At 50.3% G+C, this 22,030-nt stretch carries 20 protein-coding genes and 1 tRNA gene; 9 read left to right on the top strand and 12 right to left on the bottom strand.

The features are described 5' to 3' along the window. Nucleotides 1-234 precede the first annotated feature (234 nt). From AWQ23_RS01315 to AWQ23_RS01295, 5 genes are all read left to right on the top strand, one after another. Nucleotides 235-2,163, top strand: coding sequence for a sodium:proton antiporter (locus AWQ23_RS01315; RefSeq protein WP_062431873.1), 1,929 nt, complete (start codon nt 235-237; stop codon nt 2,161-2,163). 49 nt (nt 2,164-2,212) lie between these two features. Then, a complete protein-coding gene (locus AWQ23_RS01310; protein ID WP_030006037.1) occupies nt 2,213-2,566 on the top strand; it encodes an iron-sulfur cluster assembly accessory protein in 354 nt (117 codons plus the stop codon). A 61-nt stretch (nt 2,567-2,627) separates the two neighbouring features. Then, nucleotides 2,628-3,059 carry a hypothetical protein gene (locus tag AWQ23_RS01305; protein WP_232308936.1) on the top strand — a complete coding sequence of 144 codons (432 nt, stop codon included), beginning with the start codon at nt 2,628-2,630 and terminating at the stop codon, nt 3,057-3,059. Nucleotides 3,060-3,074: 15 nt separating this feature from the next. Beyond that, entirely contained in the window at nt 3,075-3,950 is an 876-nt protein-coding gene (locus AWQ23_RS15645; RefSeq protein WP_071884941.1) for a M48 family metallopeptidase, read from the top strand. Next, nucleotides 3,929-4,010 (top strand) — tRNA-Leu (locus AWQ23_RS01295). Before AWQ23_RS15645 ends, AWQ23_RS01295 begins: the two co-directional genes overlap by 22 nt. Before the next feature lie 27 nt (nt 4,011-4,037). Here AWQ23_RS01295 and AWQ23_RS01290 read toward each other — a convergent pair. From AWQ23_RS01290 to AWQ23_RS01260, 7 genes are all read right to left on the bottom strand, one after another. Further along, nucleotides 4,038-5,354: a TldD/PmbA family protein gene (locus tag AWQ23_RS01290; RefSeq protein ID WP_062431867.1), complete on the bottom strand. Its 1,317-nt coding sequence runs from the start codon at nt 5,352-5,354 to the stop codon at nt 4,038-4,040. Nucleotides 5,355-5,500: 146 nt separating this feature from the next. Beyond that, nucleotides 5,501-6,919, bottom strand: a complete 1,419-nt coding sequence (gene gnd, locus AWQ23_RS01285) for a decarboxylating NADP(+)-dependent phosphogluconate dehydrogenase (RefSeq protein WP_062431865.1) — start codon at nt 6,917-6,919, stop codon at nt 5,501-5,503. A gap of 404 nt (nt 6,920-7,323) precedes the next feature. Further along, the gene (gene radC, locus AWQ23_RS01280; RefSeq protein ID WP_062431863.1) at nt 7,324-8,055 is read right to left on the bottom strand and encodes a DNA repair protein RadC; all 732 of its coding nucleotides are present in this window, start codon (nt 8,053-8,055) and stop codon (nt 7,324-7,326) included. 47 nt (nt 8,056-8,102) lie between these two features. Then, on the bottom strand, nt 8,103-8,639 hold the full coding sequence (locus AWQ23_RS01275; protein ID WP_062431860.1) for a DUF192 domain-containing protein: 537 nt from the start codon (nt 8,637-8,639) through the stop codon (nt 8,103-8,105). Between the two features lie 56 nt (nt 8,640-8,695). After that, nucleotides 8,696-9,421, bottom strand: coding sequence for a response regulator transcription factor NblR (gene nblR / locus AWQ23_RS01270; protein ID WP_012305855.1), 726 nt, complete (start codon nt 9,419-9,421; stop codon nt 8,696-8,698). A 142-nt stretch (nt 9,422-9,563) separates the two neighbouring features. Beyond that, on the bottom strand, nt 9,564-10,505 hold the full coding sequence (locus tag AWQ23_RS01265; RefSeq protein WP_012305854.1) for an NAD(+) kinase: 942 nt from the start codon (nt 10,503-10,505) through the stop codon (nt 9,564-9,566). 172 nt (nt 10,506-10,677) lie between these two features. After that, entirely contained in the window at nt 10,678-11,664 is a 987-nt protein-coding gene (locus AWQ23_RS01260; protein WP_062431858.1) for an SDR family oxidoreductase, read from the bottom strand. A gap of 154 nt (nt 11,665-11,818) precedes the next feature. On the opposite strand from AWQ23_RS01260, the gene msrA reads away from it, so the two are divergent. Then, a complete protein-coding gene (gene msrA, locus AWQ23_RS01255; RefSeq protein WP_062431856.1) occupies nt 11,819-12,478 on the top strand; it encodes a peptide-methionine (S)-S-oxide reductase MsrA in 660 nt (219 codons plus the stop codon). 78 nt (nt 12,479-12,556) lie between these two features. Here msrA and AWQ23_RS01250 read toward each other — a convergent pair whose 3' ends face one another. From AWQ23_RS01250 to cax, 3 genes are all read right to left on the bottom strand, one after another. After that, nucleotides 12,557-15,607: a plasmid replication protein, CyRepA1 family gene (locus tag AWQ23_RS01250; protein ID WP_062431854.1), complete on the bottom strand. Its 3,051-nt coding sequence runs from the start codon at nt 15,605-15,607 to the stop codon at nt 12,557-12,559. 208 nt (nt 15,608-15,815) lie between these two features. Further along, nucleotides 15,816-17,138 (bottom strand): carboxyl-terminal processing protease CtpC, encoded by a 1,323-nt coding sequence (ctpC, locus tag AWQ23_RS01245; RefSeq protein WP_012305850.1) that lies wholly within the window; start codon nt 17,136-17,138, stop codon nt 15,816-15,818. A 213-nt stretch (nt 17,139-17,351) separates the two neighbouring features. Then, complete coding sequence (gene cax / locus AWQ23_RS01240; RefSeq protein WP_062431852.1) at nt 17,352-18,455, bottom strand: calcium/proton exchanger; 1,104 nt, start codon at nt 18,453-18,455, stop codon at nt 17,352-17,354. Between the two features lie 130 nt (nt 18,456-18,585). Between cax and AWQ23_RS01235 the strand changes: the two genes are divergently transcribed. Beyond that, nucleotides 18,586-19,389, top strand: a complete 804-nt coding sequence (locus tag AWQ23_RS01235; RefSeq protein ID WP_083500674.1) for a nuclease-related domain-containing protein — start codon at nt 18,586-18,588, stop codon at nt 19,387-19,389. 76 nt (nt 19,390-19,465) lie between these two features. Here the strand turns inward: AWQ23_RS01235 and AWQ23_RS01230 are convergent, their stop codons facing one another. Together AWQ23_RS01230 and dtd are read right to left on the bottom strand one after the other, a co-directional pair. Next, nucleotides 19,466-20,434, bottom strand: a complete 969-nt coding sequence (locus AWQ23_RS01230) for a protochlorophyllide reductase (protein WP_062431848.1) — start codon at nt 20,432-20,434, stop codon at nt 19,466-19,468. A 302-nt stretch (nt 20,435-20,736) separates the two neighbouring features. Beyond that, entirely contained in the window at nt 20,737-21,192 is a 456-nt protein-coding gene (gene dtd / locus AWQ23_RS01225) for a D-aminoacyl-tRNA deacylase (RefSeq protein ID WP_062431846.1), read from the bottom strand. A gap of 66 nt (nt 21,193-21,258) precedes the next feature. Between dtd and AWQ23_RS01220 the strand changes: the two genes are divergently transcribed. Beyond that, entirely contained in the window at nt 21,259-21,606 is a 348-nt protein-coding gene (locus AWQ23_RS01220; protein WP_012305845.1) for a YtxH domain-containing protein, read from the top strand. Between the two features lie 15 nt (nt 21,607-21,621). Beyond that, nucleotides 21,622-22,014 carry a hypothetical protein gene (locus AWQ23_RS01215; protein ID WP_012305844.1) on the top strand — a complete coding sequence of 131 codons (393 nt, stop codon included), beginning with the start codon at nt 21,622-21,624 and terminating at the stop codon, nt 22,012-22,014. Nucleotides 22,015-22,030: the final 16 nt, after the last annotated feature.

Here is a 22,030-nt window from a genome sequence, read left to right as displayed (position 1 = left end):
AAACCAAGGAAGTAATTATGAAAAATTATGACATAATCCGTAAACTTTCTTTAATTTATGAATCTGGCCAGCGGTATAAAGTGCAAAGTCAGCTTTTTCGTTTGCGGCGATAAATCCGGAGCAGTCACCACGGGGAAAGGCGATCGCCCTAGGGACAAATTAGGGGAGAAGCTATACTTTGATTAATTTTATGGCATTGCTGCAGATCCCTCCGGGGCAAGCTAGAACGTCCGCATGACAGATTCTTTTGATCTTACGTTGCAAATTATCATCACCGTCTTTGCGGGCATTAGTGCCCAGGTGTGTGGTGAGTTTTTAAAGATTCCGAGCATTGTGCTCCTCCTGATTTTTGGCATTGCCCTGGGAGGAGATGGCTTTGGGATCTTGCATCCGAGTGAATTTGGCGTCGGCCTGGAAGTCTTGGTCGCCCTAGCGGTGGCCGTCATCCTGTTTGAGGGAGGGTTAAATCTCAAACTCAAAGAATTAAATGAAGTTTCCGGGAGCCTCCGTAACCTCGTCACCATCGGTACTTTAATCACTTTGGTGGGGGGAGGTCTTGCGGCCCATTACCTCGCTGAGTTTCCCTGGGCGATCGCCTTTTTGTATGCCTCTTTGGTGGTGGTGACAGGGCCGACGGTGGTGGGGCCGCTCCTGAAACAAGTGGCCGTTGACCGTAAGGTGGCAACCCTCCTGGAGGGGGAGGGTGTACTGATCGACCCAGTGGGGGCCATTCTGGCGGTGGTGGTGCTCGATACGATTTTGAACGTGGATGCGGGCCTGGGGGAAGTGGCCAGTGGTTTGGCCCTCCGTTTGGGGATCGGGGCCGTTATTGGGGCCGCTGGTGGCTGGCTAATGGGTCAATTTTTGCGCCTGGCAAACTTCCTGTCTGAAGATTTAAAAAATTTGTTGGTGCTGGCGGGAATCTGGGGCCTCTTTGGTTTTGCCCAGTCGGTGCGAGGAGAATCGGGCTTAATGACAGCGGTGGTGGCGGGGATTGTTCTCCGGGCCTTTTCCATCCCAGAAGAGCGGCTACTACGGCGGTTTAAGAGTCAGCTCACGGTTCTTTGTGTGTCCGTTTTGTTTATTTTATTGGCGGCGGATTTGTCCATTGCCAGTATCTTTGCCCTGGGTTGGGGCAGTTTCTTTACGGTGGCGGTGCTGATGTTTGTGGTACGCCCCATTAGCGTTGCCCTTTGTACGGCCAATAGCGATCTAGATTGGAAGCAGAAATTTTTTGTTGCTTGGGTTGCGCCACGGGGCATCGTCTCGGCCTCGGTCGCCTCTCTATTTGCGATTATTTTGACGGAAAAAGGGTTTAACGGTGGTGCTTCTATCAAAGCTTTGGTTTTTTTGACAATTTTGATGACGGTATTTATCCAAGGCTTGTCGGCCAAATGGATTGCGCGGCAGTTAAAAATTACTTCCATTGAGGCGCGGGGGGCGGTGATCGTTGGTTCTAGTCCCCTCAGTCGGCTATTGGCCCAACTGTTTCAGCAGCAGGGGGAGTCGGTGGTGATCATCGATACAGACCCCAAGGCCTGTGAAGCGGCCCGCACAGAGCAGTTGGAAGTGTACCAAAGCAGTGCCCTAGATGGAGATGTGCTAGAGGAAATTGGCATTAGCTCCATGGGAGCCTTTGTCGCCCTCACCACCAACGGGGAAGTCAATTTAGTGTTGGCCCAGCGGATCATGGAGGAGTTTCATCCGCCGAGGGTAGCGGCGTTTTTTGAACAGGGGGATCCGGACAATGCGATCGCCAACAAGGGCAAGATCAGTCAGGTCTTTGGGGGCGGCTTTTCCGTCAAAGTTTGGAATCAATATATCCTTGATCAACAGGTCAAATTGGGAAAAACAACCATTGGCCCCAGGGATAAAAACCAGACTTTACCCTTCCAAACCCTCATTGATGCCGGTAAATTTTTGCCCCTGCTCATCCGCCGCCAAGCCAGCCTCATGATCGTGCGATCGCTAGAGGATCTTAAGGCCGAAGACGAACTTATTTACCTCCTCCATGACCCCCGGCCCCAGCTTCTAAAACGACTTTCGGGGGGAATACAAGCGCCGCGCCTCCTCTTAGAAACATTACCGGAAGTGGAAAAATTACCCCGCTCTCCCCAGGCGATCGCCCCGGCTGCCCTGCCTGAGCTTCCAGAGAACAGTTAAAATAGGGTCATGTTCAGCCCATAGATTGTGTGGAAATCATCGAGCAGCCATGACACAAACAACTACTGCCCCCGGCATCCAACTCACTGAAACCGCCCTCAAGCACGTCCTGATGCTCCGCGAACAACAGGGCCAAGACCTCTGGTTACGGGTGGGTGTGCGCCAGGGGGGATGTTCGGGAATGTCCTACATGATGGACTTTGATCGCCCCGACAATGTCAGCGAACATGATGAAGTATTTGACTACGAAGGCGGTTTTAAGATCATCTGCGATCGCAAAAGTATGCTTTATCTCTATGGCCTCGTCCTGGATTACAGCAATGCAATGATTGGCGGTGGGTTCCAGTTCACCAACCCCAATGCCAACCAAACCTGTGGTTGTGGGAAATCTTTTGGGGTTTAATAGAAAATCGCGTCTTTGCCCCTCATGCGGTCGGCAAGGTGCCTGTTTTTTATGAGCCCGAATGACAACTATGACCGAATTAACCATCGAACAACGGTTTGAAGCTGGTTTTAAGCGTTACGATGCCGGAGAATCTCCGGATGCCCTGCTGCCAGAGTTTATTGAAATCTGTCGGCTAGATCCCAAAAATGCCGCCGCCTGGAGTTGTGTGGCTTGGTTACATTTACTCCGGGGGAAAGCAGACCTTGCCCTTCCTGCGGCCCAACGCAGTGTCAAAATTGACCACCGCAACCCCCAAGCCCACATCAATCTAGCCTTAGCGCTCCTCGGTACTGGCGGTAAAGGGGTGCGCAAACATATCGAACTGGTGCAAAAGGTGATGGATTTCAGCGAAGAAGTGCGCCAAGATATTTTTGAAAATATTGACGATGGCCTCAAGCGAAAACCAGACTGGAAAGAGTTGATCAAAGTAAAAAACTGGCTGTCTGAGTAAACAACAGTAGAGGTGATTATTGGCGTGAAGCATTATTTTACCGGCCTAACCGCAGATCAATTTCGCCACCCCCTAGATCAAGAAGCCACCGCCGCTCTCCGCCGCCTGCCTGGTTTGGATCTGTTGGTACGCTCTTTGTTGGGGTCAACGGCAGAGCAGGTTTTTCAGTTCAATAATCTCGCGTCGAGCATTTTGGTGGGCGATCGCCAACTGCCCCACCTCCATCACCTCCTCCAGGAAGCCGCCCAGGTGCTGGATCTGACACCGCCGGATCTCTACATCCAGCAGAATCCCGTGCCCAATGCCTATACCTTTGCTATGCGGGGCCAAAAACCCTTTATGGTGATCCACACGGCTCTGGTCGAAATCCTCACAGAAGCAGAACTCCAGGCTGTCATGGCCCATGAACTGGGGCACCTCAAGTGCGAGCACGGCGTCTATCTAACCCTCGCGAATCTGTTAATGCTGGCCACCAATGTCCTCCCGGTGTGGGGAAGCTTACTTTCCCAGTCTTTGCAAAATCAGATGTTGGCCTGGTTACGTTGTGCGGAACTGAGTTGTGATCGCGCCGCTTTTTTGGTGAGTCAGGATCCGAAAATTATGATGTCGGTGCTGATGAAATTAGCGGGAGGCTCGCCGAGTTTGGCCCCGTTGTTGAACCTGGATGCTTTCATGGAACAGGCCAAAACCTACGAACATTTGAGTCAAAATCAGTTGGGTCAACTGTTGCAGGAAACTCAAACCACCCAACTCACCCATCCCCTGCCGGTGGTGCGCGCCCAGGAAATCTGGCGGTGGGCGAGTTCCCAGGAATATTCCCTCTTGCTTCAAAACAGAGATTCAGTTTATAATCACGAAGGTTCATCCAAGGGCGGATGGCGAAATTGGTAGACGCACCACACTCAAAATGTGGCGACTTCGGTCATGGGGGTTCAAGTCCCCCTCTGCCCATCTGAAAATAGTTTTGAAGTATTTAATCTAAATACTGTCGGTAACGCTGCTGAAGTGAAAGCTTTTCACCTTGAGGGCCGGAACCACAGTGCTGCCGTGACGTTCTGGGGTGGCGATCGCCTCCACATCCCGGAGTAAATCGGGCAAAGATTGATTAAAACGTAGATTACAGATCGGGTAAGCAAGTTTCCCGTTTTCGATCCAAAAAGTGCCGTCGCGGGTCATACCTGTAAATTCGAGGGTTTGGGGATTCACCGCCTGCACATACCAAGCACGATTGATAAAAATTCCCCGTTCTGTCTGGGAAATTAAATCAGCGACAGTCTGGTCACTGCCCGTCATCACCAGGGGAAAAAGGCTCCCGGTGGGTTCCTGGCCGGTTTGCCGCGCCCAGTAACGGTCATAGCTCAGGGTTCTCGGAATCCCTTCAGTGGCGATCGCCAATGGATTACAGGGCAAACCCTGACTATCAAAAGCTCCGGTTTGTAACAGGGGATGGGTTGGATCACGGTATAGATTCACCAATGGGCTAAAGATTTGTTCACCGAGGGGATGTTTGGCAAAATAACTGCGTCCCTCGGCGGCAGCCCGTGCCGACATATACCAAACTAATCGGGGGATCAGATTAGCAACTGCTCCGGCTCCCAGAACCACTGGGTAAGTACCGGGTTCAACCCGACGGGGATTTTGTGATCGCTTTGCCCGCTCCATGGTGGTCAGTACCATTTGCTCGATGGGCAACTCATCAATCCCCCAGGCTGTGCGACTCTGCCAACTGGAGCCATTGCCAATTTTGGCCGTGTAACTAAATTCTGCCTGGGTTTGGCGATCGCCTGCCCGTAAGCCCACCGAATTCCCCAGGGCATACACCTTAGCACTGGTACTTAAAATTCCTGACCCGTTTACTCCGGCTGCCTCGCTCCACTGGCACACCTGCTGAATTAATTCTCCCCGCTGTAAAGGCGATCGCTGCAGCGTTGCGGCATCAAATTTTGCTGTCCGCGCTGCGTACACTTGTTTTGCTAAAAGCGGTACCCATTCAGGATCCCCTGGGGCAAGCCTCGCTAAATCTTCACTCCGCCGTAACGCCACCTGGATCTGCTCCCAGTCTTGTTCGACGGTGGTGACACTGGCACTACGGGAACCGAAAGAACTTGTAATTGTTATTTCAAACTGATTTTTCTGCAAATTTTGTCGAATTTGGTTCTCCCCAAATCGGCCCAGGGTAGATTCCCGTTCGGCGATCGCCACCATTACCCCGTCCGATTCCGCCGCCCGAATAATTTTTTCAATCCAGTCAAAGGCCTGAGCTTGGGAAATTAATTGTGATGCCGTCGCTACCATGTCGAGTGCTGTCCATTGAAACTCTTTCCATTAAAACAACAAAAACCCTTCCACCGCAGTCGATAGAAGGGAGAATGTTTTGCGGAAAATATCTATATCATTTGAATGAATAGCCGCTCATTGAATCTGTTGGCCCAATACAAGACTTACTCTGCCCAGGCCGTATGGAAAAACTCACCCCGGGATTTATCGGTTCGTTCGTAGGTGTGGGCCCCGAAGTAATCCCGCTGGGCTTGGGTCAGATTTTGGGGTAAACGCGCCCGACGATAGCTATCAAAATAATCTAACGAGGCGCTAAAAGCTGGTACTGCAATCCCCAATTCATTTGCCGCCAAAATAACTGTCCGCCACGCAGTTTGGCGATCAATAATTGACTGTTTAAATTCCGGCGCCAGTAACAAATTCGGTAAATTCGGATTTTCCACATAGGCCGCCTTAATCTTGTCGAGGAAGCCCGCCCGAATGATACAGCCCCCCTTCCAGATCCGCGCCGTTTCACCGAGGTCTAGGTTGTAGCCATACTCCGCTGAAGCTTTACCCAGCAGAGCCATCCCTTGGGCATAGGAACACATCTTCGAGCAATACAACGCATCCCGTACTTGGTTAATAAAAGTTTTAATATCACCCCGATAAACGCGCTCCGGTGACGGTAATTCCAACGATGCGGCTTTCCGTTCATCTTTATAGGCTGACATCACGCGGGCATTCACGGCAGCATAGATCGTCGGAATTGGCACACCCAACTCCAGGGAACTCACCACTGTCCAGCGTCCGGTACCCTTTTGTCCTGCACTGTCGAGGATCAGTTCTACCAGGGGCTGATTGGTTTCGGGGTCAATTTTTTTGAAAATATCAGCGGTAATCTCAATTAAGAAAGAATTGAGCTCATCGGTTTGATTCCATTCCGTAAAGACCTCATGGAGTTCCGTATGGTTTAGCTTTGCGGCGTTTGCTAAGAGATCGTAGGCTTCGGCGATCAGCTGCATGTCACCGTACTCAATGCCGTTGTGCACCATTTTGACGTAGTGACCCGCACCGCCTGGCCCAATAAAGGTAACGCAGGGGCCATCATTCACCTGGGCGGCAACTTTTATCAGGATCGGTTCGAGCTCCCTGTAAGCGGCTTCTGTCCCACCGGGCATCAGACTGGGGCCGTTGAGGGCACCTTCTTCGCCACCACTGACTCCCATACCAACGAAACCTAAACCTGTAGCTTCGAGATCCTTGGTGCGACGTTCAGTGTCTTCATAGAGAGAATTACCGCCATCGATGATCATGTCGCCTTCTTCTAACAGCGGTTTGAGGTCATTGATTACATAGTCAACGGGAGCCCCGGCTTTAACCATCACCAAAATTTTGCGGGGACGTTCGAGGAGTTGGACAAATTCTTCGAGGCTATAGGCGGCTTTGATGTCCTTGCCGACGGCGCGGGTCGCCATAAATTCTTCTGTTTTGCTGGCGGTGCGGTTGTACACGGCAATCGGGAAGCCATTACGTTCAACGTTGAGGGCTAAGTTTTCGCCCATTACCGCGAGGCCGATGACGCCAAAGGTTCGTTTAGTCATATTGAGTGTTGAGTTGTTTTTCTAAGCGTGTGAGGTCTTCTTTTCTTTTACGTTAGCGTGTGGGTCTGATCTTGCTCAGAATTTGGTCATCATTTGTCGTGTTTCTTAAATATCGATCAAGGATCTGTGAAAAGTTCTTCAAATTATTGTGAATTCGTGACGGTTTAAGGTTGATTTAAGACTTCACTAGGGTGGCTTTGCCTTTTTCAAAACGGCGATCAGCTCGGTTTATCAACGCTTTAAGGCATCTTTTTCTGATTTTTAGTTTATCGTTGCGGCCAAGATCAATGAAAGAAAATAGGGAAATAAATGTCACCAAAAGACCCATAAAGTCGACAGATTCTATACATTATTGTTTTGAGTTGAAACGATTTTTATTGGAAAAGTTTATTAAAAAATATTTTTCATTCCGGTTGGGGGTAACAGTCCCAGAGATCCGTTTTTTGGCGTAGGCTGCCGAAGTTATCACGGCCAAGGATCAGGTGATCAAGGAGCGGAATGCCGAGAATTTGAGCAGATTGTAGTAAGCGTTCGGTGAGCTGTAAATCTTCGGGGCTGGGATCAACGTTGCCGGAAGGGTGGTTGTGAGCAATGATCAAGCGAGTGGCCCCATGTTTAATGACCTCGCGAAAAATTTCCCTGGGGTGGGCTAGGGTTTCGGTGGCCAAACCAATGGTGACAACCCTCGTGGCGATCAGCGTGTTTTTTACATCGAGACAGAGGACGGCAAAGCGTTCTTGGTCTTGCCACATGAGATCATTACTGAGGGCGATCGCCGCTGCTTCGGGACTATCAACGATGACTTTTTCGCTGGGTTTCGCTTGGAAAATCCGTTTACCGAGTTCAATCCCGGCGAGGATCTGGGCGGCTTTGGCAAGGCCCACTCCGGGGATGCTGATCAATTCTTGGGGGGTAGTGTGACGCAACACATCAAAGGGATCCCGCTTACCTTGGCTGCAGGTTTGCAAAATAAATTGGGCGAGGCCAACGGCAGAGAGGTTGCGGTGGCGATCGCCAGTGCTGATCAAGATGGCAATTAATTCGGCATTGGATAAATATTTGGCCCCCACTGCCACCAGGCGCTCGCGCGGTCGTTCGCTAGCGGGAATATCTTGGATCCGGGGGCTGTAGTTCATCTAGTTCTTAACAGATCAATGCACACAACTTGACGATGGGGATTTCATTATTCGTTGGTCTTGGTGACCTCGATGCGATCGCCTGCTTGGAGGTTAATTTCCTTCGCCAAACCGCCCCGAATTTCAATCACTTGATCAATATTGACGGTCGTTGGCGGCCCATAGGTAGGACAAGGATCATTTTCACAAGGGGGTACATCATGGGCGATCGCCTGCACGACTCCCTCCCGGAGAAAAATCATATCCAGATTGATCAAGCAATTTTTCATCCAAAAACTGACTGGGCGGGCGGGATTAAACTCAAATAACATCCCCCGATTATCCGGTAAAAATTCTCGATACATCAGCCCTAACCGCTGTTGTTCGGCGGTTTCTGCAACCTCTAGCCCGAACCGTTGCTCCGATCCCACGATCTTGGCCGTCGCCGTAATCGGGAGCATTTGCCCCTGGGGTCTGGGGGCGGATTGGCTCACCGGGGTCTCACTGGGAGGCGAATTAAGACCAGAATCATCAACCGGAAATGGGACACACCCAACCAAGACGGTGCCACAGAGAGCCAGACAAAGACGGGAAGTAAAAGACATGGTGCTTAGTTAAATGGTGGAGATCGAAGGGTGGCAGTTGGAACGCATTTTAAAACCTAGGGATCTTTTTTGAGGACATAACCGACTCCCCGCACAGTTTGAATTAGGCGTTTCTGGCCTTTTGCTTCAATTTTAAGGCGTAAATAACGAATATAGACCTCAATTACGTTAGATTCCCCTTGAAATTCGTTACCCCAGACATTTTCAAGGATTTGCTCCCGTGTTAAGACCTGTTGGGGATGGGACATCAAATATTTCAACAGTTCAAATTCTTTGACTGTTAGTTCAATGGGACGGGGTGAGTCACTACTTTGGCCTGGCGATCGCCACACCTGCCGGGTATTGAGATCTAAGATTAAATCCCCAAAAAAAAGTTGCTCCCGTTGGCCTGTTTGGGGCTGGAGATAAATTTCGAGGAGTCGTAAAAAGCGTTCCTGTTGGTAGGGTTGCAGCACATAATCATCGGCACCCGCTTCCAGGCAGATCACCCGTTCCTCAACGCGATCTTGGGTCACCAGAAATAAAATGGGCCGCACAAATTGCGCTTTGCGGAGACTGCGACAAAAGTCGATCCCCCGTTGTCCCAGGAGGGGATAGTCCACAATTACCATGCCTGCTGGTAACTGTTGGAGGCGTTGTTGGGCTTGTTCTACCGTTTCAACGGTAATGGTTTGATAGCCGAGATCGGCAAGATCTAGGGTGGCCCGTTGTGTAAACTCTTGATCCGTCCCAACGAGGAGAACATAGGCTAAACCATCGGCGGCATATTGGCTTTGGGGCATATCAAGCTATCGAAATCTTCCGAACAAAGAAAAATAAATGTGGCTAAATAAAAAAGCTCAAGGGGTAATCTTTTTGATTCTAGAAAGGCTCAATTTAGGGAAAGACAAATTTTCATGAATCTTTGCTTCTGATGCCATTTCCCTAAAGAACTTTGCGGGATGTGGGTTTCGCCACATGGGGGAGTCCCCAGCCCAGCTTCTCCCGGAGGATTCGGAAAAATTCAGGTCGGTGGAGGCGCACAAAGCGGGCATTGTAAGGCGATCGCTCTAAATGGACTTGATCCTCCGGCAAGACATAGGCTCCACCGTTACCATCAACGACCATCACTAAGCGGTGGGACGTTGCCGGAAAAATATTCACCGGTTCTGTGTCGGAAAAGACGAGGGCCCGGGACGCGAGGGAATGGGGACAAATGGGGGCGAGCTGGAAAACGGGCACATCAGGGGTAACGACGGGGCCGCCCGCACTGAGGGAATAGGCCGTGGAGCCGGTGGGCGTCGAAATCATAATGCCATCGGCGGCAATATCAACGGGGGCATGGCGACCAATCTGAATTTCAAAGTGGCACATCCCGGCTAGGGGTTCCCGGTGGAGCACCATTTCATTGAGACTGAGGGCTTCCCAAAGGAGTTCCCCGTCGCGGAAAAGCTGCACGGTGATCATCGAACGGTCTTCGATTTCGTATTCTCCGGCTAGAAGCTGGGCGATCGCCTCATCGAGGTGCTGGAGATACATTTCCGTCAAAAATCCGAGGTGTCCTGTATTAACCGTTAGCAACGGGATTCCCTTTGGAGCAACCTGGCGTGCGGCTGACAAGACTGTGCCATCTCCCCCCAGAACCACGGCAAACTGCATATTTTCATCGAAGTTGGGGGGCACCAATTGCTCAATTTTAGTGTGACACACGGGCTGTTGGTGGCCCGTTTCCTGGGTTGGCGGACATTCTGCATAGCCAAGTAGACCGCCAAATCCAGTGGCCGTAAACACTTCCCACCCTTTATTCCTCAAGGTTTTGGCTAATTCCTGAGCGACTTGGCAGGCAATGGGTTTGATGTCGTTATAGATAATGCCGGCTTTGGGCACAAGTAGAAGTGTCCTACAAACTTAAGGATATAAACAATAGGGTATCACTCAAACCGTTTCCCTTAATACCTATACGGTTGGCGATCGCCACTAATGAAACGTCAAGTTTTTAATTTTTCAGCAGCATCCCCCAGGTATCACTCCAGGGGAACACAACTGTAGTAAAACGTCCCTAAAACGGTGTCCGAATATTCGGCTTTTTCTTCCCGTTTTTCTTTTTGCCCTTATTTTTCTCGTAGTCAATTTCCTTCAGCTTTTGCATAATGCGGCTGAAGTATTCCTGTAAATAACTTTCGAGGGTCGTTGTTTCGGCGGGATCAAGCCCAAAGGTTTTGTAAACATCTTCCATCGGCGCGTCCAAAGGCTTACCCGTGGCCATTACTTCTGCAAAAGCCAAGCGATCCGACGCATTTTGCCCCCATTGGAAAAAGCGGCTGACCCGGCGCATTAACCGCAGAAAACCCAGGGATAGTCGGGCGATGCTGGCAGTTTGGCCAGAATAACGCTCACAAATGGCGATAATTTCTTCCCCTTTCCAAGCCCGGGTGCCCACCACTGGAAATGTTTGTTTTTCCGTGGCCGGAATTTTCACCGCCTGCACCGCAAACTTCGCAATATCCTGCGTATTCATGTAGGCGATCGGCGAACTCTCCCCAGTGATCCAAACCGCTTGATTTTCGAGAATGGGAATCGCGTATTGGGCAATCAACCCCTGCATAAACCCACTCAAGCGCAGGATTGTATAATTCATGCCCGCTTCCTTGAGATATTCCTCGACGCAATATTTTGCATCCATCAAAGGCACATCACGGTGCTGCTCTGCATTAAGAATTGAAAAGAAAATAAATCGCTCGACCCCAGCTTCCTTGGCGGCTTGGATCAGGTTTACTTGCCCTTCCCAGTCAACTTCCTTAACACCAATAGAATCCGTTGCCCGGGCCGTGGCAGCATCAATGACAGCATCAACCCCTTCTAGGGCTGGGAGCAAAGACTCGGGCTGGCATAAATTTCCGCCGATTAATTCTGCGCCCCACTCCTTGAGAAAGGAAGCTTTACGGGGATTCCGGACGAGACAACGGACTTGATGTCCTTCATCCAATGCCCGTCGCGCGACTTGCCTGCCTAATGTGCCAGTAGCACCGACCACCAGTAAATTCATTTAAATTCCGGTTAAGTAACGTTTTTTTAAGATTCTATAGAATTTTATCAGAAAGCGATCGCCCCCTCCCCCCATGCAGAGAAAAAGGCCGCCCCATCCGCCAGATCTTTTTGTCTACAATCAAGGCAGTCACCATGGTTAAAAATTAAGTCCTATGTTTTTTGGTTTGCTCGGTAAAAAGACCCAAATGCCTACGCCCCAGGAGGCTTTACCCGGTCGTACCCAAACAATGCCTATCCCCGATCAGCATTTCGTCAATGGCAATCCCATTGCTCCCCCCTTCCCCGCAGGGATCGAACTTGCGATGTTTGGTCTGGGCTGTTTTTGGGGGGCAGAGCGCAAATTTTGGCAAACCCCCGGCGTTTTTAGTACAGCAGTGGGCTATGCGGCTGGTCACACCCCCAATCCGACCTATCAGGAAGTCTGCTCTGGGATGACGGGCCACAATGAAGTGGTTCTTGTTGCCTATGATCCTAAGCAAGTGTCCTACGAGACTCTCCTCAAGGTTTTTTGGGAAAGCCATAATCCCACCCAAGGGATGCGCCAAGGTAACGATGTGGGCACCCAGTACCGTTCTGGTATTTACACCTACTCCGAGGCCCAGAAACAGTTGGCCCAGGCGTCACTAGGAGCTTACCAAGATGCTTTAAAGGCCGAGGGTTATGGCGCGATCACGACGGAAATTTTGGAGGCACCGGAATTTTATTACGCGGAAGAATACCATCAGCAGTATCTCGCAAAAAATCCAGGGGGCTACTGCGGCCTCGGTGGTACGGGGGTCGGCTGTCCCGTGGGTCTCGAAGCTAAATCCTAGTGACCCTCGGATCGCATAATTTTTGGACATCAGGGGCTTGGGTAAAATAGCCCCTTTTTTGTTGGTTTTCACCGCAGACTAGGACGCCTCTGGGGTCGGTAACTCAAACGTCAGTTGGACATAGTTTGATTCCGTTTGGTGCCGGGTTTCCTGAAGCTTAGCCAGGTATTTTTGGCAGTCTTCTTGCCAGAAAGCGGAGGTGCCTGGGCAATTTTGGTCGGTTTGTAGCCAATGTTGGAAGACCGTTTGGCGTTGATCCTGGGGCTGACTGATTTGGTAAATACGGGTGCGTTTTTTCTGGATGGTGGTGATCTTGAGGTATTTCAGTTCGAGGCCGAGTAGTTCGAGGAAGCGACGCAGAATCATGATCGGGGTAGAATTTTTCGCGAGGCCAATGCCAACGGTGGTCTTGATGGCGTCTCGATTTTCTAAGGCGATCGCCGCGAGTCGTTGCATCTCTGGATCGAGGTTGTGGAGCGGTCGATTTGCCTGGGCAAGGAGGGTGGTGATCCCCAAAATTTCCATGGTGCCGATGATTGCCCCCATTTGGGAGTGGTTAAAATCAGGCTGGAAAATTTGTCCGCCGCCCTGCTGCATCAGGTGAGTTGCAATTAAGGCATCTCGATCTGCCAGGTAAGGGCGACCTAGGGTCAGGAAATAGTGACGCCGCAGCTTTTGGTACCAGTGGTCATCATCTTTGGCCACTAGGGAAGCGGTGACGGGGAGATTGTAGCGTTTCTGGAGTTCGTATTTGCGGAGTTGTTGTCGTTCGGAAGGGCTTTTCAGGAGTTTCTTTTTCAGGCGTTGGTAGTCTTTGGTACTCAAGGGGGTTGCCTGGGCGATCGCCAAACATTCTGCTTGGTAATTGGTATCGCGAATGGAATTAATCGCCGTGGCCAATTGATTATCAGGTTGGCTTTGAGTGGCTGTTGTTTTACGGTGTTTTGGCACCGCTGACAATTGATGTCCTTCCCGCTGAAGATGAGCAAGCACGGCCTCGCGGTAGTTCACCATGCCCGCATTAATCCGCACCGCAAATTTGGCCCAACACAGAAGGGATTCAGCCTGAAAAGCAGTGTCTAAATCATCAAGGGCGATAAAGTCAGACTGTTGCAGCAGACGGATATTCGTTTGGGTGAGCCTTTGACTGGAGGTGAGTAGTGCCGGAATGGAAGTGGCCCCATTGCCGACGGTGTTAAAGCCATATTTGGCGACCCAGAGATGACGCGGAATATTTTCACGGACTCGACTCAGGGCCTGGCAAATGGAATTAACCGTTTGTACCCCCTGGGCGATCGCCCACACCGAGGTGAAATGTCCCTGCAAATCGAGACTAATCCCCGTTTCCACAGCTGGACTCGCTAAAACCACATCATACTGAGCGAGGGTTTGGTTAATTTGGCCCATGGCACCGTAGGCAGGATGTTCAGGATCCGCCAGGGATTCCGCATCAAGGCGAAGAATTTTGCGGTCAGGAAACTGATTTTTGAGGTAAATTTCGAGGGTCGAAGTGCTCCATTGGCTCTTGAGTTTTTGGGCCGACAGACAGATGAAAGGCCGCCCGCCCCCTTGGATATGTTGCACCAAGTCCTTGACTAGCCGTTTTGGTGTGCCATCGGGATAGTGATTGAGGGTGTAGTGGGTGGTGGTATCCGCTTGCCAGGTATTTTCAATGAGATAGGGCTGGAGCTTTTGGCCTCCCAGGGTCAGGAGGTAGTCAATGGAGACATCGCTCAAGTCGGCATCACTGATGTAAATTTGACCCTCGCCGACAAAGACATTTTGCAGCAGGTGCTTGAGGCTCTGGAGAATATTGACCCGGTTATCGCGACAGGTGCTGGAATTTAACCCGTGCCATAGCACTTGTTCTACTTCGTCAAAAATAATCAGGGCATCGCCCCAGTGATGGGGATTGAAACGGGCCTGGGATTTGCCATGCAGAGAATCAATGCAGAGGCCATAGCCATTAATTTTTAGGTTGGGTTCCTTGGATCGATCTTTGCCCTTGGGTAAATCACGGATGTAGTCGAGGCCAAACCGCTGACAGAGTTCTTCGACGAGACGAATGCGGTGTCCAATCACAAGGACGGGCTGTTGGCGGGCGATCGCCCCCGCAACAACTGATTCTAGCCAACGGGTTTTGCCCGTTCCTTTGGGAGATTTGAGCGCAATTAACTTGGCTGCTGGGGGAATTGTTAACTGCTCCGGGAGATACCGCTGGTGGAGGGTTTGGTGACGGGGATAGGTGAGTTGTTCAAGGTCTTGGGCTTTCCAAAGATCGAGGCTGGGGGCGTTTTGAAAGGCAGCTTCAAAGGCGGCTTGACCTTGGTTCGCAATGAGATCATCCACCCCTTTCCCGGCACGACGATCCCAGGTGATCACCTTGATGGGGCAACCGGCTTGTTTGAGTAGATAACCTGTTTTTCGGATGGCACTGCGCACGGCCCGGATAGTGGTGGGTTTTTCATCCTGGTCAAAGGCAATGTAAATGGTGCGCTGGCCGTGAATCAGTTTTTTCAGTTGGGGAATCAGTCGAGATTGGCCGATGCGGTGGCCAAATTCATCCTTGGGTGTCCGGATCGCGCCATAAATACCCGGTAGGGCGATCGCCCCGTAGCCGGCACTGAGGAGGGAGCCTGCTTTTTTCGCCCCTTCAGTAATAATCAGGGGGATTTGGGGATGTTCCTTTAGCCATTGCCAAAAGCCCCCATCGGGCTGGGTATCGTCCCAATCGTCTTGGCTAAATTCTAGTTGATGGCGGCGGGCCACCCGTTCCCACACATGGGGCGGCAGTCGCAACGCAAACAGGCCCGTACTCGTTTTTGGGGGGTGTTCGTACTTGATGGGTTTGCCTTTTTCTGGATTGACGCGGGGTTGTTCCGGTTTGAAACAGCCCCAAAGGTCAGCCTTTCCCGTCAAAATATCAACACCAGAACACCACCAGCCCCCGGCCTCGGTGTGTTGATAGCGCTGGAGGTAACTGTCCCCCAAACGACCATCATTTCGTCGGGGCAACGCCTCTGAATAGAGCAAATAGTCCAAAGGGCGATCGCCCTCTAGGGAAATAACATTCAGTTGGATGAGTTCAGGATCAACACAGCTTTGCTGCCATTCTTGAACATGATCCATGGGTTGCACCTCAGACGCTAGATGTAGGGTAACTAAGCATACTCCACTCTATATCTGGTGCGCAACTTTATTTTTAAAAAAATCTTAAGCAAATTTTAAGGCCGCAAATCCAGGGGAGTTGAGCCTGGGATCCGGGGGCGATCGCCACCGCAACAAGATTTGTAACGGCCTTTTAAAGGGCGATCGCTGACACCGAGGACTTGGGAGTTTAGCTATCCTGGGCGGGGCGGCTCGGTCGCTCAGTGCTGGCCTGTTTTTCGGGGATCACAATCGTCCCAGTGCGGAGTTGTTCGTCGAGCAGTTGGATCGCCTTGGCATATTGCGGGTCAGCCATTGTACCAATTTTTGTGCGATCTTCTTGCAATGTTTCTTGATCAGCTTCATCAAGTTCCACAATAAAGTCCGGCGCAATGCCTTCTTTATTGATATCCCGACCAGAGGGGGTCAAATATTTTGCCACCGTCACGGCAACCCCAGAATCATCCCCTAGGCGACGGACAGATTGGACTAGGCCCTTACCGAAGGTTTGCGTCCCTACAAGTACCGCCCGTTGATTGTCCTGGAGCGCGCCGGAAAGGATTTCGCTGGCACTGGCGGATCCCCCGTCCACTAAAACGATCAGGGGTTTATCTGTTAGGGCGCGGTCACTGGCCTCCTGGCGATCCACTTCCCCGACACGGTTTACCGTCGAAACAATCCCACCACCATCAAGCCACATTTGGGCAATGTCAATGCTGGCATAGAGCAATCCCCCAGGATTAGAACGTAGATCTAAAACATAGCCATCGACATTTTGGGATTCTAGATCGGCGATCGCCTCCCGCATCTCTGCCGTTGCCTGGGCGCTAAATTGGGTCAAGCGAATATAGCCCACATCCCCAATGGGACTCTCATTAATCCGTGCCTTTACCGGATGAATCTGAATCACTTCCCGGACAATGGGAAATTCTAATACTCGTTCATCTCGGCGAATAGTGAGGGTGACCTCCGTACCCCGTTGACCCCGGATCAAATTCACCACATCGTTGAGTTCCATCCCTTCGGTGGGTTGCTCATCCACAGCAACGATCACATCTTGGGCCATAATGCCCGCTTCAAAGGCTGGCGTCTCTTCAATGGGTGCAATCACGACCACCTCTTCTGTATCTTTATCCTTGGCGATCTGAATGCCGACCCCGGTCAACTCACCAGACGTATCAACCTGTAAATTTTCAAAATCTTGGGGGGGCATAAACCGGGTGTAAGGATCTCCCAGGAGATCTAACATTTCCCGAATTGCATCGTAGGCTTCATCTGTGTTGGCATAGTCTTTGCTGAGAAACTCTTGCCGCACCTGACGCCAGTCATTTTGGTTAAAGGTCGCATCAACGTATTCTTTGTTGATGACATACCAAACCTCGTCCACAATTTCCTTTGGGCTGTCTTTGAGGTAGGCTTGACTTTTAGAGTAGTGCAGCCCTGCCCCTGTAACCGCCACAGTGGTTAACACTAGAGCTGTTGCACCGAGTACAAAGGGTTTAGAGTTTGACATGGAAGGCTTCAGATAATTAGTAAGTTGAGACTGCCCCCATCAATAATTTGCACGACAGCCACTATACCTATGCTAATGCAGCAAACTTAAAATCGGGAAGAGCGATGAAGATTTCCCGATTAGATCAGCATTATCTATGACAATTAAAAAAATAAAGACGAACCAAGGTTCGCCCAAAAAAATTAGCAGCTTGATTGTGTTGAATATCTCGGCCTAGGCCAATCCAGGTACAGCAGGATGGAAGAAAAAGGCCAATCCGAGCACTGTATAGGTCGCTAGCAACAAGCTTCCTTCTAACCAGTTGGAGTTGCCGTCAGAACTAATGGAGTTGGCAATCAGTACAGCCACGGCCACGGCCACCAGTTCAAAGGGATTAAAATCAAGATCCATCGGTTGACCAATGACCCAACCAGCAATCACTAAGACCGGGGCGACGAAGAGGGCAATTTGTAAACTAGAGCCAACGGCCACGGACACAGACAGATCCATTTTATTTTTTAGGGCAACGGTAACAGCGGTGGCATGTTCTGCGGCATTACCGATGATGGGCAGGAGGATTACACCTGTAAAGAGAGGACTGAGGCCGAGGCTTTCGGTGGCTGCTTCGAGGGAACCGACTAAGAGTTCCGACTCAATGGCAACGGCGAGGGTAACAATCAGTAGGACTCCAACCCAGAGCCAAAGGTTAACTTTTGCCTTGGCTTCTTCTTCTGTTTCCCCTTCTTCTTCGATTTCTGCGACCCCCACATCATATAAATAGGAGTGGGTTTTCATCGAGAACAATAAAGTGAGGCCATAGACCAAAATGAGCACAATGGCTACGGCAACGGAAAGATTTTGGAGAGTTGCTTGGCCGATACCAGCGGAGGTGTACTCTACGGCAGTGGGAATTAGGATCGCAATTACCGCCAAGTTCATGGACGAAGCATTAAGGCGGGCAGCGGTGGGCTGAAAGTCTTGTTCTTTGAACTTGAGGCCACCCAGGAGCATTGCAAAACCCATCACCAGGAGCAGGTTACTAATGATTGATCCGGTGATCGTGGCCTTGACGACATCGACGAGGCCAGACTTGAGGGCAATGAAAGCCAAAATTAATTCGGTAGCATTACCAAAGGTGGCATTGAGCAGACCACCGAGGTTGGGGCCGACGACAACGGCAATTTCTTCGGTGGCTTCTCCCATGAAAGCGGCGAGGGGCACAATGGCGATCGCCGCTGTGCAGAACACGGTCACGGGACTCCATTCAAGGAAGTGGCCAGCCAAGGAAATTGGGATAAAAGCTAGCAGGGCTAGGAAAAGAGTGTTTTTGTTTAGCATAGAGACGTAAGGGTTGCGCTAGTGTCCAATATAGACGCGAAACCAAGAATCTGCGCCCCTTTCGGCAGAGATTCCTCTATGAAGCATTGCAAAGTGGTGATCGCCGTTACACTCGTATTTTTTCAAGTGTATGAAATCGGTATCAGATTTAAAAATCCACAGTAGACTAAAATCGCAGCACTTCTTTACAAAGTCAATGCAAACAATATCTCAGTCTCCCGATTTAAAAACATTTTTTGCCCAAGAAATCGAGAAGAAAAGAACATCTCAAACTCAGGAAATCTATGCGGAAGTGGGAAATAATCCCTTGGGTTACTTTGCGGTAGGTATACATCAATTCAAGAATTTCAAAAATCAAGTCCAAGGCAATATTGGAGAAAGCTTTATTGCACTTTTGTTGAGTCAGCTACCAAAAAAATGGGCAATGGGAAAAAATATCTTTATCCCAACCCGTAGCCAAAAGCTAACAGAGATTGATTTATTAATTGTCGGCACAAAAGGCATTTTCCTCCTGGAAATCAAAACCTGGAAAGGGTCTTTTTCTGCGTATCGTGACCGCTGGAAAAGGAGAGAAGGGAGTCGTTGGATACCTTTACAAAACAGTCCAACCCAGCAGAGCCTATACCACCAAGAAGCTTTTCAGACTTGGCTTGACATCCAAAATTTATCCATTGACAAAAATACCATTATTGCACCCGTAATTTTTCCTGCTGCCCAGTGGGTCGGTACTAACCATTGTTCTGTCCCGGTAATTACTGCCTTGAGTGAATTAAATCGTTTGATTGTTCAAAGAAAAGATTACTTGGATGATTTTCAAATAGAGGCTATTGTGAATGCTCTTCAAGAAATCGCAGTGCCTATGCAGCAGACAGACTCGCAAAAGCCAACCTTAGCTAAATCTAAACCTATTCTCAAGAAAAAATACCACACATGAAGCAAAAAAAATCTCCCTTGATGGGAGACGTTAGCAATCAAATTACTCTCTTAAGGAATAGGAATCAGGATAGAAATTAGGCTGGCATCCCGACTAACTTGGCACTGAGATCCCAAAGGACATCTGCTTTGTTGTCATCGAGAGCTTCATCAGAAACTTCTTGCATAAAGGCTTCCCGTCCTTGTTGTTGGCGGTTTCCCCAACTCCAGTAAACACCAGACACATCGAAGCCAGAATCCGCGACGACTTTGGCTAAACGTTCACCTGCAACTTCCTCAGTCACATACCCACCGGTGATATTTTTTTGGAACCAAGGGAAGATCTTCCGGAACAGACCATAGTGATTTCTAAAGAGGCCCGTTTCGGCAACGCAACCCGGATAGAAGGAGTTGAAGATAATCCCGGTGTCTTTGTGATAGCGGTTGTGGAGTTCCCGCATGGTGAGAATATTGCAGAGTTTGCTGTCTTTGTAAGCTTTACCGGGTTTAAAGATTTTGCCGTCGATCATGGCGACAGGGGGCTTAAAGCCAGCGGCCATTCCCTGGAGATCGCCGAGGTCGGGGGGTGCAGGAATGGGAATTTTGCCGCCTACTTCTTTCGGGTTGGCGGTGACAGTACCGAGAATCACAAGGCGTTTGTCTGCGGCAGGGGAATTTTTGAGGTCTTCCAACATCAAATTGCAGAGCAGGAAATGACCCAAGTGGTTGGTGGCAACGCAAAGTTCATAACCGTCTTTGTTGCGTTGGGGTTCCTTGGCAAGGGGCAGATAAACCGCCGCATTACAAACTAGGGAGTTTAGGGTTTTACCCGTTGCCCGAAAATCGGCGACGAATTTACGGACGCTATCGAAATCAGCGAGATCAAGGTGCATGATCGTCCGACTGGCTTCGGGGATACCAACTTCTTTGGCAACTCGTTCAGTTTTTTCGAGGTTGCGGCAGGCCATGACCACATGCCAACCTTTCTCGGCGAGGGCTTTGGCCCCATAGAGTCCAACCCCGGACGAGGCACCAGTAATGATCGCTGTTTTTTGTTGATCTGTCATGATTCTATGCTTTGGCGGAAGTTCATCACGTTAACTGCTTGTTGAAAATCTTACTATCGTTCTTTTCCCTTAATTTCAGGGGAATTCGTCGGGGAGAATTTGTCCTGGGAATTGGACGAGGCGTATTGGGGGGCTAAATTGGGCAAAGGCTTATGCCATGGGGCGATCGCCTTTTGATTGGGAGGACTGAAATGGCGATCGCCCAACTTTTAATATTTGTATCTCAATATTGCTCACTGCTTTACAAAGCCATATTTTTCGCAAAAACCTAGGGTAAAACTTTACTGAAATTTGAGGTCAATTCAGGCGGGTTTAGCCTCGCGTTCTAGGAGGAGGGTCACGGGGCCATCGTTGCTGATTTCCACCTGCATCATGGCACCAAATTGTCCGGTTTCGATCTTCAGCCCACTTTGGCGCAAGAAAGCCACAAATTTTTCGTAAATCTGTTCGGCTTGATCTGGTTTGGCAGAACCACTAAAGGATGGTCGTCGGCCCTTACGACAGTCGCCATAGAGGGTAAATTGACTAACCACAAGGATTTCCCCTTGGATATCTTGGATCGAGGCTTGCCAGGGATTGCCCTCAGGATCCGGAAAGAGGCGCAGATCAAGGCATTTGCGGGCGAGCCACTGTAATTCGGCGTCGGTGTCGGTGGGGGAAATGCCGACGAGGAGCGTTAATCCTTGGTTGATTTGGCCGACAATTTGCTGATTGACGCTGACCTGGGAACGTTGCACCCGTTGGAGAACAATTTTCATCGGTTTTAGTAGAAGCCGGGTTGAATACTACAATGGAGGCGATTTGTGTAATGGGAGAACTTCAATATGGCTGAGCGAAATGGTGGGGCCTTTGTGGGCGGTGTGCTCATTGGGGGCGCTGTGGGGGCGATCGCTGGTTTATTATTCGCACCACGCTCTGGGAAAGATACCCGAAAAATTCTCAAAAAATCCCTTGAAGCGCTGCCAGAACTGGCGGAGGATCTCTCTGATAGTCTACAACTCCACGCTGATCAACTCTCGGAAACGGCCCGGCGCAATTGGGAAGATACGCTGCAACGGTTACAGGAGGCGATCGCCGCTGGGATTGAAGCGAGCCAAACCGAAGCCCAACGCCTCGATGCCGAAGAAGAGGAACTCCTCCCTGTCCAAGAGATTGACCCGTCCCAAAATTAAACCGTTTCATTTACAGTGCAAGATCCCCTTTTTTGGCTACTCCTGTCTTTTTTGCTCGTTGCCCTCAGCCTTACCGCCGTCCTCGCCGCTGCTTTCCCGGCCTTTTTGGAACTGGGACGGGCGGCCCGTAGCGCAGAAAAACTCCTCGATACCCTCAACCGAGAACTGCCGCGCACCCTTGATGCCCTCCGGCGTACGGGGGGAGATATTACCGAATTAACCGATGAACTCGAAGCCAGTTTTAAAAGTGCCCGGGGGATTCTCCAGCAGACAGAAAAAGGACTGAAGCACACCCAACGACAAATTCAACAGGTGCAACGGGGCGGACGTAGTACTTGGACGGGATTCCAGACGGCTTGGCAAACGTTTTGGCGATCGCCCCGTAAAAAATCCAGGCGACGTCGTTAATTTTCCTTATTCTCTG

The sequence above is a fragment of the Picosynechococcus sp. PCC 73109 genome (genome assembly GCF_001521855.1).
Classification (GTDB): domain Bacteria; phylum Cyanobacteriota; class Cyanobacteriia; order Cyanobacteriales; family MRBY01; genus MRBY01.
This window is presented reverse-complemented; position numbering and strand designations above follow the sequence as displayed.